This window comes from Paraliomyxa miuraensis (genome assembly GCF_026337845.1).
Lineage (GTDB): Bacteria > Myxococcota_A > Polyangia > Nannocystales > Nannocystaceae > Paraliomyxa > Paraliomyxa miuraensis.
The window spans coordinates 1-14115 of record NZ_JAOVZF010000164.1 but is presented as its reverse complement, the minus strand read 5'-3'; the positions used below and the strand labels follow the sequence as shown (position 1 = coordinate 14115).

General features: G+C 65.6%; 15 protein-coding genes. 10 read left to right on the top strand and 5 right to left on the bottom strand.

Going from position 1 to position 14115, the window contains the following annotated elements; all coding sequences use genetic code 11:
- The first annotated feature begins 4 nt into the window (after nt 1-4).
- The 3 genes from OEB96_RS43290 (at nt 5) to OEB96_RS43280 (ending at nt 2903) form a co-directional block, all read left to right on the top strand.
- A complete protein-coding gene (locus tag OEB96_RS43290; RefSeq protein WP_266222847.1) occupies nt 5-1186 on the top strand; it encodes a WD40/YVTN/BNR-like repeat-containing protein in 1182 nt (393 codons plus the stop codon).
- An 86-nt stretch (nt 1187-1272) separates the two neighbouring features.
- Nucleotides 1273-1767, top strand: coding sequence for a DUF3237 domain-containing protein (locus tag OEB96_RS43285; RefSeq protein WP_266222846.1), 495 nt, complete (start codon nt 1273-1275; stop codon nt 1765-1767).
- Nucleotides 1768-1775: 8 nt separating this feature from the next.
- Complete coding sequence (locus OEB96_RS43280; RefSeq protein ID WP_266222845.1) at nt 1776-2903, top strand: DUF1624 domain-containing protein; 1128 nt, start codon at nt 1776-1778, stop codon at nt 2901-2903.
- Nucleotides 2904-2916: 13 nt separating this feature from the next.
- Here OEB96_RS43280 and OEB96_RS43275 read toward each other — a convergent pair whose 3' ends face one another.
- The 3 genes from OEB96_RS43275 to OEB96_RS43265 form a co-directional block, all read right to left on the bottom strand.
- Nucleotides 2917-3591 (bottom strand): hypothetical protein, encoded by a 675-nt coding sequence (locus tag OEB96_RS43275; protein ID WP_266222844.1) that lies wholly within the window; start codon nt 3589-3591, stop codon nt 2917-2919.
- A gap of 193 nt (nt 3592-3784) precedes the next feature.
- Nucleotides 3785-4477 carry an HNH endonuclease gene (locus tag OEB96_RS43270; RefSeq protein ID WP_266222843.1) on the bottom strand — a complete coding sequence of 231 codons (693 nt, stop codon included), beginning with the start codon at nt 4475-4477 and terminating at the stop codon, nt 3785-3787.
- 89 nt (nt 4478-4566) lie between these two features.
- The gene (locus OEB96_RS43265) at nt 4567-6012 is read right to left on the bottom strand and encodes a hypothetical protein (protein WP_266222842.1); all 1446 of its coding nucleotides are present in this window, start codon (nt 6010-6012) and stop codon (nt 4567-4569) included.
- A 393-nt stretch (nt 6013-6405) separates the two neighbouring features.
- Between OEB96_RS43265 and OEB96_RS43260 the strand changes: the two genes are divergently transcribed.
- The 4 genes from OEB96_RS43260 to OEB96_RS43245 all read left to right on the top strand — a co-directional run bounded on the left by OEB96_RS43260 (nt 6406) and on the right by OEB96_RS43245 (nt 9429).
- Nucleotides 6406-6684, top strand: a complete 279-nt coding sequence (locus OEB96_RS43260; protein ID WP_266222841.1) for a hypothetical protein — start codon at nt 6406-6408, stop codon at nt 6682-6684.
- A gap of 364 nt (nt 6685-7048) precedes the next feature.
- A complete protein-coding gene (locus OEB96_RS43255) occupies nt 7049-7333 on the top strand; it encodes a hypothetical protein (protein ID WP_266222840.1) in 285 nt (94 codons plus the stop codon).
- A 305-nt stretch (nt 7334-7638) separates the two neighbouring features.
- Nucleotides 7639-8511 carry a hypothetical protein gene (locus tag OEB96_RS43250; RefSeq protein WP_266222839.1) on the top strand — a complete coding sequence of 291 codons (873 nt, stop codon included), beginning with the start codon at nt 7639-7641 and terminating at the stop codon, nt 8509-8511.
- An 86-nt stretch (nt 8512-8597) separates the two neighbouring features.
- Nucleotides 8598-9429 (top strand): IS5 family transposase gene (locus OEB96_RS43245; RefSeq protein WP_266222838.1). Its coding sequence is split into 2 segments (ribosomal slippage): nt 8598-8966 and nt 8968-9429, totalling 831 coding nucleotides; the frame shifts between segments, so codons are not numbered across the junction.
- 308 nt (nt 9430-9737) lie between these two features.
- On the opposite strand, the gene OEB96_RS43240 is transcribed toward OEB96_RS43245, so the two are convergent.
- Both OEB96_RS43240 and OEB96_RS43235 read right to left on the bottom strand, forming a co-directional pair.
- Complete coding sequence (locus OEB96_RS43240) at nt 9738-10229, bottom strand: ASCH domain-containing protein (protein WP_266222837.1); 492 nt, start codon at nt 10227-10229, stop codon at nt 9738-9740.
- Between the two features lie 74 nt (nt 10230-10303).
- Nucleotides 10304-11098, bottom strand: a complete 795-nt coding sequence (locus OEB96_RS43235; RefSeq protein WP_266222836.1) for a helix-turn-helix transcriptional regulator — start codon at nt 11096-11098, stop codon at nt 10304-10306.
- Between the two features lie 53 nt (nt 11099-11151).
- On the opposite strand from OEB96_RS43235, the gene OEB96_RS43230 reads away from it, so the two are divergent.
- From OEB96_RS43230 to OEB96_RS43220, 3 genes are all read left to right on the top strand, one after another.
- The gene (locus OEB96_RS43230) at nt 11152-12093 is read left to right on the top strand and encodes an alpha/beta fold hydrolase (protein ID WP_266222835.1); all 942 of its coding nucleotides are present in this window, start codon (nt 11152-11154) and stop codon (nt 12091-12093) included.
- A 57-nt stretch (nt 12094-12150) separates the two neighbouring features.
- The gene (locus OEB96_RS43225) at nt 12151-12483 is read left to right on the top strand and encodes a hypothetical protein (RefSeq protein WP_266222834.1); all 333 of its coding nucleotides are present in this window, start codon (nt 12151-12153) and stop codon (nt 12481-12483) included.
- Nucleotides 12484-12653: 170 nt separating this feature from the next.
- On the top strand, nt 12654-14036 hold the full coding sequence (locus tag OEB96_RS43220; RefSeq protein ID WP_266222833.1) for a carotenoid oxygenase family protein: 1383 nt from the start codon (nt 12654-12656) through the stop codon (nt 14034-14036).
- Nucleotides 14037-14115 lie beyond the last annotated feature (79 nt).

Here is a 14115-nt window from a genome sequence, read left to right as displayed (position 1 = left end):
CATCATGAACGACACCCTCTACATCGGCACTCGCAAGGGAACCTTCATCGCCGAGCGCGGACCCAACGGGTACCAGCTTCGCCTGGCCGGGCACGCCGGCACGAGCGTCAACTACGTGGCCCGCGATCCCCACACCGGGCACGTGTGGGCGGCGCTGGGATTCGGGCACTGGGGAGCGAAGCTCTCGCGCTCCGAGGACGGCGGCGCGACCTGGGCGGACGCCAGCCAGATCAAGTACCCGCAGGACGCTCGCTACCTCGCGCCCCCCGATCCCGGCACCGAGGACGACGCCGAGCCGAGCCGCTTCACCGTGCGCCCCGCCACGCTGCTCAAGCTGTGGGTGCTCGGCTTCGGGCCCGGCGGTCGCGTCTACGTGGGCACGATTCCGGGCGGGCTGTTCGTGAGCGAGAACGGGGGCGAGAGCTTCGAGCTCAATCGGCCGCTGTGGGATCACGAGAGCCGTGGCGGTGATCTCACCGACGTGCGGCGCAACGAGGACATCGGCGATCGCAAGACGCACTGGTTCGGCACGCCGGCCTCGGAGGGGGGCGAGTTCGCGGCGGGGATCCACTCCATCGACGTCGACGCCAAGGACCCCAACCGGCTGCGAGTGGCGATCTCCACCGCCGGGGTGCTCGAGAGCCGAGACGGCGGCAAGACCTGGGCGGGCCGCAACCAGGGCATGACCAACGACTACCTCCCGGATCCACACACCGAGTGGGGACACGACGCACACTTCGTCCAGAGCTGCCCGGGGCAGCCGCAGCACGTGTGGCAGCAAAACCACTGCGGGGTGTTCTACAGCGCCGACGGCTCGGCGAGCTGGACCAAGGTGAGCGCTCCCGAGCAGGGCGTACACTTTGGCTTCCCGATCGCGGTCGACGACGAGGACGGACGCACCGCGTGGGTGGTGCCCGGGATCTCCGATCAGCAGCGGATGGCCATCGGCGGCGGTCTGTTCGTGGCCCGCACCGAGGACGGCGGTCAGTCGTGGCAGCAACTCCGCGCGGGGCTGCCCCAAGACAGCGCCTACGACGTGATCTATCGCCACGCCCTGGCGGTCCGGGGCCGTCGCGTCGCGTTCGGGAGCACCACCGGCAACCTCTTCGTCAGCGAGGACCGCGGCGATTCCTTCGTCGCGGTGGCTCACCACCTGCCTCCGATCTACTCGGTTCGCTTCGGCTGATCGAGCGGACATCCAGCCGCCTCGCGCGATTTCGTCCGACATCGAGCGTTGGATCTTCGGGCGGGGTGGTGCATGCTCGGGGTTCCATGTCGCACGATGCTTGGCTCGCGCGTAGCTCGGTCTCCTCCGAGCTCCTGTTCGAGATGTTCGCGGAGCTGCACCCGCCGATCGATCACGGCGATACCCCCAATGGCCATCGTTTCGCGATCATCGTCGGCGGGGGGCGGTTCTCCGGGCCCAAGCTCGAGGGCACGGTCGTGACCCACAGCGGCGGCGACTGGGGCCGGCTGCGTCCCGACGGAACGCTCGCCCTCGACGTGCGCCTGACCCTGCGCACCCACGACGGCGCCCACATCTTCATGACCTACGGCGGCCGGCTGGTGGCGCAGCCCGAGCTCTTGGCGCAGGTGCTGGCCTATGCCCAGCCCACCGGACCCGATCCCGAGAGCTACTACTTTCGCACCAACCCGCTGTTCGAGACCGGCGACCCGCGCTACGCCTGGCTCAACGGCGTGGTGGCCGTCGGCTACGGCAAGACCGGCGACGGAGGGGTGACCTACCGGGTGTTCGCGATCACCTAGAGCGCGCCATGCCCCAGCCTGCCCCCACCGCGCCCGACCGTCTGCGAGCGCTCGACTGGCTGCGTGGGATCGTGATGATCGTGATGGCGATCGATCACGCATCGATCATCTACAACGCCGGTCGCATCGCCAACGACAACGCGATCATGCACGTGGTCGGCACACCGCTGCCGCCGGGGCAATTCTTCACCCGCTGGATCACGCACCTGTGCGCCCCGGCCTTCGTGCTGCTGGCGGGCGCGGGCATCGCCCTGGCGGGAGCGCGTCGCCAGGGCCGCGACGATGCACGCGCATTCGATCGCCACCTGCTCGTTCGCGGGCTCGTGCTCGTGGGGCTCGACCTGTTCTACATGTCCGCCCTGGTCGGGCTGCCGATGCTGCAGGTGCTGTATGCGATCGGGATCGGCATGATCGCGCTGATCCCCGCGAGGCGCCTCGGCCCCCGCACGCTGCTGGTGCTCGCGCTCGGCTGGCTGACGATCGACCAGGCCGTCACCTCGCTGGTGTGGGACCCCGCCGTGGGCTCCTCCCCCGCGCTGGCCGCACTCGCGGTCGGCTACTTTCAGGGCGAGCAAGGCACGATCATCTATCCGGCGCTCCCCTGGCTGGCGATCATGTTGCTCGGCCACGCGCTCGGTCAGCACATCGCCCGGTGGCAGGCCGGCACCACGCGCACCTCCCCCGTGCGCGTGCTCGTGCTCGCCGGTCTGGCCGGCCTGTGCGTGTTCGCGGTGGTGAGGGCGGCCAACGGCTACGGCAACATGTTCCTGCTGCGCGAAGACGGCTCACTGACCCAGTGGCTGCACGTGAGCAAGTACCCGCCCGCCCTGGCCTTCGTGGGCCTCGAGCTCGGCCTGGTCGCGCTGATCCTCGCGATGCTCATGAAGCTCGAGCCCCGCATGCCCTCGCGACCCAACGGACCGGTGCTGGTGCTCGGGCAGACCGCGCTGTTCTTCTATTTGATCCACTGGCTGGTCTTGGGGATCCCGGCGACGATCTTCGGTCTGTTCGGCATGGGGGGCCCACAGACCGCCTGCCTCGCGGCGGCGGCGGCGGTGCTCGTGCTGCTGCCCGTGTGTCGGTGGTATCGCGGGTACAAGCGCGCGCATCCGACGAGCTGGGTGCGGTACGTCTGAGGGATCTCGGCCGTCACCTGGTGGCGGCGTCCGTCCTCGCTGCCCTCAGGCGCTCGAGCGCCCGCCTGGCCTCGTTGCGCGAGTGCTCGCTGGAGGCCTCGAGGTCGACGAGCGTCAGCAGGTGTTCGTACTCGGCCTCGGCCTCGTCGAGCCGGCCGAGCGCCTCCAGCAGGGTTCCGGCCAGCAGGTGGGCGGTTTGTCGATTGAGCATGAACGTGGGCTCGTGCTCGGCCCAGTAGTCGGCCGCCAGTCGTGCGTGCTCGAGGCCCGCCGCATGTTGGCCGAGTTGGTGCAGGCACCGGGAGATCTCGAGGCGGACGATCGCGGCTGCCTCTCCGTTCCCGTGTCCCAGGTAGCCCCGGAGCGCGTCGTCGAAGGAGGACAGCGCCTCCTCGCAGCCTCCGCGTCGCTCGTGGGGATGGATGGCGCGCCCGAGGTGCTCGTCGACGTGGGCCCACATCGGATGATCGGGCCCAGTCACCGCACCCACCAGCGAGCGGGCTTGCAGCGCCCAGTGCAGCGCCCGCTCGTACTCGCCGAGGCAACGCCAGCCGACCGAGAGCAACACCATCTGCCAGGCCACGAAGACCTCGTCCTCGAGCGTCACGTCACCGACCGTGGCATCGGCGAATTCGAGCAGCGCCCGCGCCGGCTCCTTGTTCCCGGTGATTCCCCAGGCCTGACGCATCAACGCCGCCCCTGCCTCGGGGTCGCGGTGGATGCGGTGCCTTCGCCCGGGAGCCCCGGATAGAGCGGGGTATGGAATTACGCCCGCCATAAGCACCCGTGGTGCCCGCCGCGGATGGGACCGAGCAAGGCGAGCGCGCCAGGATTGATCGAACGTGGCCTCGCCATCTGTCACCTTCCTCTTCGGATATCGGTCACGCGCGGGTGGCCAGGCGTTCCAGCTCCTTCTGATACCGGGTCCATGCCTGTTGGAGGCGTTTCCGCACGGCCTCCTCACCGTGGCGCTCTTTCATGGAAGCCACGATATTGATAACATCTGCGCCTGCGGTAAGGGTGGTGCCGATCAGGTTGCGCGTAGAGGCCGACTTGGCAAGCTCAACAAGAAGCAGATACTCCTCCTTGCTGGTTGCAATCGTTCGGATCTCGGGGATCATAATCCTCACGTGTCCTGGCAGGCTTGGAATTTCTGATTCCAAGGCGACTCCTATAGGAGTGCTCCAAAATGTGCGTCGATAGATTTTTTCCAGCTTCTTCTGAAATCCACTGCCTGTGGCAAATTTTCGTTCGCGTTCCTTATCGAATATGCTTTTTCGCAGTAGTCGTATCTGGATTGGTAGGTCGTTATTGTCGATGATGGGATCGCCGTGGACGGGCAAGTCTTTGACTTCTACTCCGATCGTCTTTGCAAAATCTTGTAGTGGCATGTCTGCTTTTCGCTGATTGCAAGGCTCGCAGCATGTCGCATAGTTGGTTATTTCGTCGAGGCCCCCATGAGCCATAGGAATCAGGTGATCAATAGTTAGATCTGCTGCTGCGAATTTTTTGCGGCAGTATTGACAAGTGTAGTCGTCCCTTCGCAGGACATCCTGCTTGACGTTCTGGCGCATGCGTCCGCGAACCGTTTTGCTCTTCCTTGTAAATCTATCTCTCATGGCCCTTCCGCATAACCGGTCCGTCTCTTGCGATCGACGATCTGCTACCCGGTGTGATCGGCCATCCCCGACCCGATCCATAGGCCAAGGGTGCGGTAGTGTTTCAGTGCGGCACGAAGGTCATCGTCGCCGGGTTGCAGCCGGGAGTATTCATCTCCCCTGCTGCGTGCAAATGGAAATAGCAACTCTCTTACAATATATGTGATGAGATTGAGTCTGTCTGGATTGTCTATTCCTTTGTTTTGAACGAGGTTGATACTATCGCGCGCAACATATGTTCTATGGGTATGCGGAGCGCTGTTTAGGTCCAGCGGATTACTGAATGAACCACGTTCAGATGCACAACGCGCCACTCCGATGTTCAGGAGTTCGCTATGCACCTTCATCGTGACAGATCCACTCGTATGTTTCAAGATTTCTCGGTAGAAATAGCTGACAAATTTAAGGAAGCCGGCCACGCGAAGAATTACCTCTGAGTCGCGAAATCTCGTGACCTCCTGCTGTGCATCGTTGGCTTCTCGGGTGATGCTTGGCTCTGCCAAGGGAAGGTGGTCCGAGATTCGGACTGTACCGCTCCGCACCAACTCGATGTTGCACTGCGTCTCATCGTTGTCCTTCTCTGAAATGACCAGTCTGTCGTTTCTGACAACGGGGAAGATCTTCTGCTTCTGTGGCGGGAGCAACGGCCAGCGAAGCGATGGATCCTTCGTTAGTTGGTCGAGTGCAGCAAAGAAGGCTGCCTCGATGATGTGAAACCCGAGATCTTGCCCGATATCGACATCCGACTGCTGTACCATGGATGCACGTCCCGGAATAGCGTCGACGACCATTGGCGTTTCTCCTCTATAAAGTCGCAGCAGCGGGCTCACGACATTTCGCTCACCCAACAAAGTACGGCGTCCTAGCAAAGCGTAGGCCCGAGCGAAGTCATCAACGCTCAATATGTTCGATAGATGGATGCTCTCATGCTGTTCCTGCGATTTGACTGAATAGAGTCGGATTTCATCAAAGTTACTAACGATGATCCACTGGACGCCTGGGTCGTTAGCAGCGGTACGGAAGGCCTGTTGAACTGGCGAGCAGCGACCGGGGTAACCACTCTGCGGGGCGTCCAGATCGGTGTCCGCTGGCTTCAGTTCTACCGAGGCTATTGAAATTCTGTCGTCGCCAGAGAAATAGCCCAGGCTGAAGTCATCAAATTGTTTCTTTGATTTCTGCGTCTTGCCTTTAGGGACGTCGTAGGCATTCTTCGCCTCAATGGAATAGAATCCCCTTCCAGTCCGGAACATGCTGTCATAGTCGAATAGCTCGCAGAACAAGCGCTCGTTGAAGGACTGCTCCACTCGAACTTCCCTGCGAGTTGTCAGGACCCCATCCGCACGTCGTTGGCGGAGCTTGGCAATCCAGTCAAGGCGCTTGAGAGCCTCGTGTCGAGGGAGTTCATACTGCCGAGCCAGTAGGCGCAGCTTGGTCGGGTCGAACAGGGGCATCCTCTTCAGGCACAGCTCAGCGTTTCGGGCTGGCGCGGCCCTTGTACGTGACCTTGCTGTTCTCGGGGGCATCTTCTTCACGCACAGCTAGCCGTTTCGGGGTGTCGCCGCTGGGGTCAAGGGTCACGGGGCGTCCGAGCCTTTGCCCCCCGTTTCCCCTTGCGCGCGGTCGGCTCGTCCTCCGCTGGGGACGCGTCCCCCGGCCGTGGCTTGGGCCCGCTGCGGCCCGGGTCGCGGTTACCGAAGGTTACCGTGCCGGCGCCGGGCATGGGACCCCAACTCATGGATCCTTGGTGCCATCCGCCACCTCACGGGCCACCCAGCGGCCGTCGGCCTCGACATCCGCCCCGTGACGTGCGATCCAGTCTCTGCCGGCCTTCGCGCATCTCGCTCATGCCCAAGAAGATCTCCCGCCCCCCGGCCTCCGAGCCGAGCGACTCCAAGAAGCGCACCACGGTCACGCTCCCGGCCTCGCTGCACAAGGCCACCAAGCAGCGCGCGCTCGACGACGACTGCGACTTCTCGGACGTCGTGGCCGCGGCCTTGCGCGACTACCCTGAGCTCCCTCCTTCCACATGGGGAGCAGAGCGAGCAATTCTCGTGGTGCGCCGGCTGGGGACGCTCTGCCCCGACGGTGCGCCTTCCCGGGCGAAGTCGGGGCCCGGGTCGTAGCCCCGGAGGTTGTGGCTTCGGGGCACCCGCACTTTGCCCGCCACAACCGGGCGAGGAGCACCCATGACCGACGACAAGCGAGCCCTCACACGCGCAGGGCCGATGAACCGATGGACTGAACCACCTCGTGCGAGCGACGCGGCATGCCCCGAAGCGCAGCGGAAGGGAGCGGTCGACCATGATGGATGACGACCGCCAGCCCCTTCGCCGCCGCCACACGCTCTTGCGCCTGCTCGAGCAAGCCCGAGAGCAACGCGGCTCTCCTCCCTGTGGGACGCGGTCGCGGCCCGTCTCGACGAGGAGGACCGCCGAGGCAACACCGTAGCCGCCGCGCTGGCGTTTGCTCGAACGGATCCGCGAGCGCGTGGACGACCAGACCTGGCAGCTCATCCTCGACTTCGAGCACCACACGTCCCACGAGGTCGTGAGCGGCGTCGAGGTCGGCTTCGAGCTGGGCTACGACCACGGTCGAACCACGGCGCTCCTGCAAGCACAGCCCGGCCAGGGCGATGTCGCCAAGGTCCTCACGGAGCGCCTTGCCGATCTCCTCGGGGACACCGATGCGGACTATTCCGACATCCTCCTGGCGCTCGTCGCCACGCTGGAGGCGACGGTGAGAATGGCCCTCGACCACGAGGCTGCTGAATGATGCGTCGTCCAAGGTTGAGGTGACCTTGCGACCAATGGGTTGGGGTGGACACGCGCTGGTAAGCACCTCGCCGAGCGCACCCACCCCGACCTCAGTCAATCCGGTGAGGCGTTTCCTCGGGGGACGGACGGATAGCAGGGCCGGGGGCCGGCTCCACGGGGACGACCCCGCCGAGCATGCCCAGGGCGGCCCGTCGACGCACACTACCCAACTCCGAGGCTTGCTGTGACGGCGACGTCGCGCTGGCGTCTCCTCTGTGCGGCAATACTTGTGACGCGGTTCAAACCAGAGTAAACTATCCTACCATGGTGAAAGTCATATTCGGTCCTAGTTTTATGGATGAAACTCCCGACGACGAAGATGATCGGAAGATGGTCATTGCGGCGCTGGAAAGACTCATACAAGAGGCAATGACGGCGATCATGATTACTGTCCCCGACTTCGTGAAGCGAGTGGAGGTCGAGTCCGACGGAGCTGTATTCCACTCCGTGCCAGTCGTTGCACCCAATGGTGTCGCGGTTCGCTTGAACCTCAGTGATGAGCACTCCTATAGTTCAAGCAAAGACGTTGAGGACGATGAGAAATCCCTCCGGTCCATCATATATCATGAAATTTATCATCTGAACGACCGGCTTGATCCCGGCTTTGGTTTTGACTATCAAAGAGACAGTCAGGTAGAAGGTCAGAAAGATCGTCGGGAGATCAATGGCCTCTGGGATATTGCAATCGAACGACGAAAGCTAGACAACTTTGGGATTGACCCCTTTGTCACATTTACTTCCGGTTTCAAGGGGCTCAAGGCACGTGAAGCGGTGCTCCAGAATTTCATGAAGATCTTTGGGGAAAGCCAAGTGACCAGGGAATTGTTCAAGAGAGTCTGGGACGATAAAAATGGCATCGTAACTCACCGGGACTTGATTCAGATGGCAGCCGAATTGACTGCCGAGATCAACAAAAATGTCTTCAAGGGCCTGAAGGAGGCCGTAAAACAGTACATTCCTGTGACCGACCTTGAAAAGGTTCTCTCGGCTGTCGATGCAATGGAACGGAGCCGGGGTCGTAGTCGCTTTGCATCCGCATATGCAACGTTTCTTGGACTGGTTCCGGCTCATCTTCGGTTCTTCGAGACCTTCATGCCAATTCTTGCGACGCGTGCCGGCTGGATAGCAACGCCTTAGAGCCGATCCCAGTAGGCCCCCGGTAGGGCGACGGCTGACGCCGACGGTCCGATTGCCGCGCCGATCCGGTTGGCTAGGCAGGCGGCATGAGGCTTCTCCAGCCGAACGACCATTGGCGCATGTCCGACGCCTTGTGGGCCAAGATCCAGCCGCTGCTGCCCGTGCCAGAGGACAATCACCCGCTGGGCTGCCACCGCAGGCGAGTACCCGATCGTGACGCGATGGACGCCATCCTCTTCGTGCTGAGGACGGGCTGTCAATGGAACGCTCTGAGCGCGACCGGCATCTGCTCGAGCTCGTCCGCCCATCGCCGGTTCCAGGAGTGGACCGCGGCAGGTGTGTTCGAGAAGTTCTGGAGGCAGGGGTTATTGGTCTACGACGAGATGGTCGGCATCGACTGGAACTGGCTGTCGATGGACGGAGCGATGACCAAGGCACCGCTCGGGGGGGAAAAATGTGGGCCCCAACCCCACCGACCGGGGCAAGGGCGGGGTCAAGCGCAGCCTGCTGGTCGAAGCCAAGGGCGTCCCGGTGGGCGTGACGGTCGCCGGAGCCAACCGCAACGACTGCAAGCTCGTGGAGCAGACGCTCGATAGCATTCCGATCCGCCGACCCAAGCCCACGAAGAAGCACCCCCAGCACATGTGCCTGGACAAGGGCTACGACTTCGAGTTCGTCCTGAAGATCTTGGCCGAGTACAACCTCGTCCCGCACGTTTGTCATCGTGGAGAGGAAGCTCGAGCGCGTCGCCGTCGTCGTGGCAAACCTCGGCGGTGGGTGGTCGAGCGCTCCCACAGCTGGTTCAACCGCTTTCGACGGATCCTGGTGCGATGGGAGAAGCGCTCGTCGTCCTACATCGGGATGCTGCACCTGGTCTGCGGGCTGATCGCATGGCGAGCCACCGGCCTACTGGGATAGGTTCTTAGGCGAGCTGGCGTGATCCGTGATGGCGGTCCTTGACAAGCACGCCGAGCACCGTGTAGCGCCCCAGAGCTCGCGGCACGGGGGATGACGCTCGAGCGCCGCGGGTCGTGGGCTCGTGGGTTCGCGACGAGAGCTCCGACTCGAGCTCGCTGGGCCCCAACGTGACCTCGCCAGACTCGAAGGCCTTGCCCCCGCGCACCATGCCCGGATGATAGTCGAGCGCCCGGCGGGGCGCTTGCGCCCGCGCCCAGTGGGTACCGCAAGCAACGAACGCCACCGGCGGGCAGCCAATCACCGATAGCCTACTCGGCCGGCACGACGAAGGGGAGCGCTCGCTGTGAGAGCTCCCGGCTTCCTCCACGGTCCGAAGGCCAGCCGAGCAGCCTGCTCAGCAACACGTCGATGAACGCGGGTGCTCGCATGTAGCTCTGTGGCGGGCGAAATCCGTCATGGACGGCGCGTAGGGAACGCAACGGGAGCTCGACGGGATAGTGGTGGACGTCGACAAGACCCAGGACTACCCCGGCGTCGGCACTGGCGTAGTAGGCATCCAGCTCGTCTCGCCCGATGGCGGCAGCCGCACCATGCTTGGCCCATAGCTCTTCGAGGGGTAGCTCCTCCCGAAACGAGACATGCGCCTCGCCGATGACCGCGCATCGCGGTGACGATGCGTAGAGCAACAGACGTGTGCCAGGACGGATCTTCGTCGAGCGCTTGCGCAGCTCGACCGTCTTGCGACCGCTGAGGATCAGGTCGAGGTACTTGGGCTTGATCGAGATGAGGATCTCGGACATCGGGGAACGCAGCGCTCGAACTCGTCGTCTTGGGCCGGGGAGTCTAACTCCAATGGGACGCATGGAATGGGCCGTCACGACCCGCCCGGCGTCCCCGGGTGCAGCACCGCCACCCGCACCAGCTCGGCTCGATTCGCCGCTCCCACGCGCGCCCGCACCTTCACCAGCAGGTTGCGCACCGTATTGGCCGAGATCCCCAGCACCTCCGCGATCTCCTCGTTGGTCCGCCCCAGCGCCACGTACTCGACCACCTGCCGCTGTCTCGACGTCAGCCGCTCGTCCACGCACCGCACCGCGGTCGCCACCCCGGGCAGCATCCAGCGGCTGCGCGACTGGTGCAGCCCGTCGCATACCGCCAGCACCGGCGCCAGCGGCTGCATCGCCTCGCGCTCCGCGGTCGAAAACGGTGGGTCCCTTCGTCGCGCGAGCATGACCACCGCGATGATCCGTGCGTCGAGCACGAGGTGGATCGCCAGCAGCGAGCGGATCCCCAGCGGCCGCGCGACCTGCCGTTCCCATCGCGAGCGCGCCGGCCCCCGATGCCCGAACGCCTCGCGGTCGGTCGCCACGCCGCCCTGCACGAGCGCCCGCTCTCGCAGCGGGCCGAAGTCCACCGCGAGGTCGTCCCAGCTCCGGCGCGTGGCCGCCAGGCCAGCGAGGTCCCAGTCGAGCACCCCGGCGCGATCCAGCGGAGCGCGCGGCGACAGCTCGTGGAACAGCCCCGCCTCGAACCGCACCCGCGTGCGTAGCCCGTGCAGCGCCTGCTGGCGCCACTGCGGCAGCACGGAGGTCTCCGCTGCCATCGCGCACAGTCGCACGCCGAGGTCGATGGCCGTGGCCGCCATGTCGGTGGGGTACGAACGTACCATACGCTCCTCCCTCGCTCCAGCGCACCTTCTCGAGAGCAGGAGAAACCACCGTCATGGCATCGACGACCGCGCTGGCCCCCGCCACCACCACCACCTCCACCTCCACGACTTCGAGCCCGAGCCTCCGACCCGCCTGGCTGAGCCCGACCCTCTACCCCTTCGCCCCTCGCACCCACGTGACCGACGAGGGGCGCATGAGCTACCTGGACGAGGGCGAGGGCCGCCCGATCCTCTTCGTGCACGGCACTCCGTCGTGGTCCTTCGAGTGGCGCCACGCGATCGCGTCGCTGCGATCGTCCCACCGCTGCATCGCCCCCGATCACCTCGGCTTCGGCCTGTCCGACAAGCCCCGCAATGCCGCCTACGCCCCGGCCGATCACGCCCGTCGCCTGCGCGCGCTGGTCCAGGCGCTCGACCTTCGCGACCTGACGCTGGTGGTGCACGACTTCGGCGGACCGATCGGACTGTCGCTCGCGCTCGAGGAACCCGAGCGCATCGCCTCGGTGGTCGTGCTCAACTCGTGGATGTGGGCGCACGCCGATCGCCCGGCCATCCGCCGCATGTCGAGCCTGGTCGCATCGCCGCTCGGTCGCTTCCTCTACCTGTGGCTCAACGCGTCGCCCCGATGGATCGTGCCCATGGCGTTCGGCGACCGCAGCCGCCTCGATCGCCAGACCCACCAACACTACCTCCGTCCGTTCGGCCGCCGCCACGAGCGCCTCGGCCCCTGGACGCTGGGCTGCGAGCTGGCCGGCTCCGATCCCTGGTACGCATCCCTGTGGGCCAGGCGCGAGGTCCTCTCGCGCCGGCCACTCACCTTCGCATGGGGCATGAAGGATCCCGCCTTCGGACCGGACTACCTCGCACGCTGGCGCGAGGCCTTCCCCAACGCGAGGACGGTCGAGATCCCAGGCGCTGGCCACTTTCCGCAGGAGGAAGCACCGGATCTGATCACCGACGCCATCCGTTTCACCGCACGCACGACCACCACGTGAGGTCACGATGATGGGCCCTCACTTGCCGCCCACCCAAACCTGCGCTTCATTGCCGGCATGACGCTACGCCTGCTCCTGGCCACCACGGTGGCCCTGCTGTCGACGACCGGTTGCCCCAAGAACAGCGGCGAGGGGTCGACGACCACCCCTCCGCCTTCCTCCAACGACCCCCAGACCCTTCCGCCCAGCGACGGCGCTGCGCGCCCCTCCCTGACCGCCGAGGAGTGCGAGGGCAAGGGTGGCACGATCGTCGGCGACATCGGCGACGGCGCGATCCACCGCCCCGACTACACCTGCGAGAGCGGGCAGCCTCCCATCGGCGACATCACGGCGCCCGAGGGCGGGCCGATCGCGGTCGAAGGCTCGGTGTGCTGCCCCGCGGCGTCCTGACGTCACCACCTCATCGTCGCCACCCCCGCGTCCGAGACGGCCGGCTCGCCGCACGACTCGCACGCCGGGCGGTCGCGAAACCGCGCGGCTCGTCTACGCTGCCTCGCCCGCGACGTCCTTCATCCCACCAAGGCCGTTGGGGGCCGCGCAACGTCGAGTTAGGATCTCCCGTGCCGTTCGACTCCCTCCACGAGAACCTCCGCACCGCACATGGCTTCGTGCCGCTCGAGCTCGAGGGCACCGTCCCCGAGGATCTCCGCGGCACCCTCTATCGGGCGGGCCCGGGGATGTTCGAGCGCTTCGGCGTCGCGGTGGCGCACCCGTTCGAGGCCGACGGCGCGATCACGGCGGTGCGCTTCGGGGACGAGCGGCCGCTGGGCGCCGCTCGCATCATCGAGAGCGAGGGCTACCTCGAAGAGCAATCCGCCGGGCGCCGCCTCTACGGGACCGGCGCAGGCCGGCTCCGCAACATCGTGGCCGCGCTGCGCCAGCGCACCAAGAACACCGCCAACACCTCGGCCTGGGTGCACGATGGTCAGGTCTACGCGCTGATGGAGGGCGCCCGTCCCACGCGCCTGCATCCCGACACCCTCGACGTGCTCGGCGAGGAGCGCTTCGATGGCACGCTGCGCGGGGTGTTCTCGGCGCATCCCCATCGGGTGGCCGCGCTGGGCACCACCTTCAACTTCGGCGTCCGCTACGGACGCGAGCACGCCCTCGATCTCTATGCGCTGCCCGATCACGGCCCCACGCGCCACCTCGGCGTCGTGCCGCTGCCCTGGGCGGGCATGGTCCACGACTTCATCGCCACCGAGCGGCACCTGGTGTTCGTGGTGGGTCCGGTGCGGCTGCTCATCTGGCGAGCGTTGCTCGGCGACCCCAACTTCGAGCGGCTGTTCGCCTGGGAGCCCGAGCGCGGCACCGAGATCATCGTGGTGCCGCTGGCCGAGCCCGAGCGGGTGATACGGATCCCCGCCGAGCCGTTTTGGGTGTGGCACTTCGCCAACGCGTTCGAGCGCGGCGACGAGATCGTGGTCGACCTGTGCCGGTACGCCGACTTCGGCACGCTTCGCGAGATCCGAACCGGCCGTGGTGGTCAGCCCGCCGCGGCCACCGAGCCTCGCTACCACCGCGCTCGGCTCGACGTTCGCACCAGGCGCATGACCAGCGAGGAGCGCAGCCCGTGCGCCGCCGAGTTCCCCCGGGTGCATCCCGAGCGGGAGGGCGTGGAGCATCGCCTCGCGTTCCTCCACGGCGGCAAGGCGGATGGCAGCGAGGTGGTGACCCTGCTCGAGGTCGAGACGGGTCGCACCAGCAGCTGGCAGCCCGACACCCCAACCGCGCTCAGCGAGCCGATCCCCGTGGCCCGAGGCAATCGCCCCGACGACGAGCGCGACGCGTGGGTGCTGGTGCTCGGCTACGAGCAAGCCCGCGATCGCAGCTTCGTGGCGGTGCTCGACGGCGACGACCTCTCCCAGGGACCGGTCGCGCGGGCGTGGTTCGACCACCCGATCCCCATCACGTTCCACGGCGCCTTTGCGCCGGCCTCCTAGCCCTGAACCAAGCGCTCGAAAAGCACAATAGGCGGGATTTCACCTGAAGGGCCGGTTGTTGAGGGGTTTGCGTCAGGCA

What these genes read in the sequence shown, in the direction of transcription:
- OEB96_RS43290 (WP_266222847.1), top strand. Translation starts at nt 5, where the DNA reads ATGAACGACACCCTCTACATCGGCACTCGCAAGGGAACCTTCATCGCC.
- OEB96_RS43285 (WP_266222846.1), top strand. Translation starts at nt 1,273, where the DNA reads ATGTCGCACGATGCTTGGCTCGCGCGTAGCTCGGTCTCCTCCGAGCTC.
- OEB96_RS43280 (WP_266222845.1), top strand. Translation starts at nt 1,776, where the DNA reads ATGCCCCAGCCTGCCCCCACCGCGCCCGACCGTCTGCGAGCGCTCGAC.
- OEB96_RS43275 (WP_266222844.1), bottom strand. Translation starts at nt 3,591, where the DNA reads ATGCGTCAGGCCTGGGGAATCACCGGGAACAAGGAGCCGGCGCGGGCG.
- OEB96_RS43270 (WP_266222843.1), bottom strand. Translation starts at nt 4,477, where the DNA reads ATGCGCCAGAACGTCAAGCAGGATGTCCTGCGAAGGGACGACTACACT.
- OEB96_RS43265 (WP_266222842.1), bottom strand. Translation starts at nt 6,012, where the DNA reads ATGCCCCTGTTCGACCCGACCAAGCTGCGCCTACTGGCTCGGCAGTAT.
- OEB96_RS43260 (WP_266222841.1), top strand. Translation starts at nt 6,406, where the DNA reads ATGCCCAAGAAGATCTCCCGCCCCCCGGCCTCCGAGCCGAGCGACTCC.
- OEB96_RS43250 (WP_266222839.1), top strand. Translation starts at nt 7,639, where the DNA reads ATGGTGAAAGTCATATTCGGTCCTAGTTTTATGGATGAAACTCCCGAC.
- OEB96_RS43240 (WP_266222837.1), bottom strand. Translation starts at nt 10,229, where the DNA reads ATGTCCGAGATCCTCATCTCGATCAAGCCCAAGTACCTCGACCTGATC.
- OEB96_RS43235 (WP_266222836.1), bottom strand. Translation starts at nt 11,098, where the DNA reads ATGGTACGTTCGTACCCCACCGACATGGCGGCCACGGCCATCGACCTC.
- OEB96_RS43230 (WP_266222835.1), top strand. Translation starts at nt 11,152, where the DNA reads ATGGCATCGACGACCGCGCTGGCCCCCGCCACCACCACCACCTCCACC.
- OEB96_RS43225 (WP_266222834.1), top strand. Translation starts at nt 12,151, where the DNA reads ATGACGCTACGCCTGCTCCTGGCCACCACGGTGGCCCTGCTGTCGACG.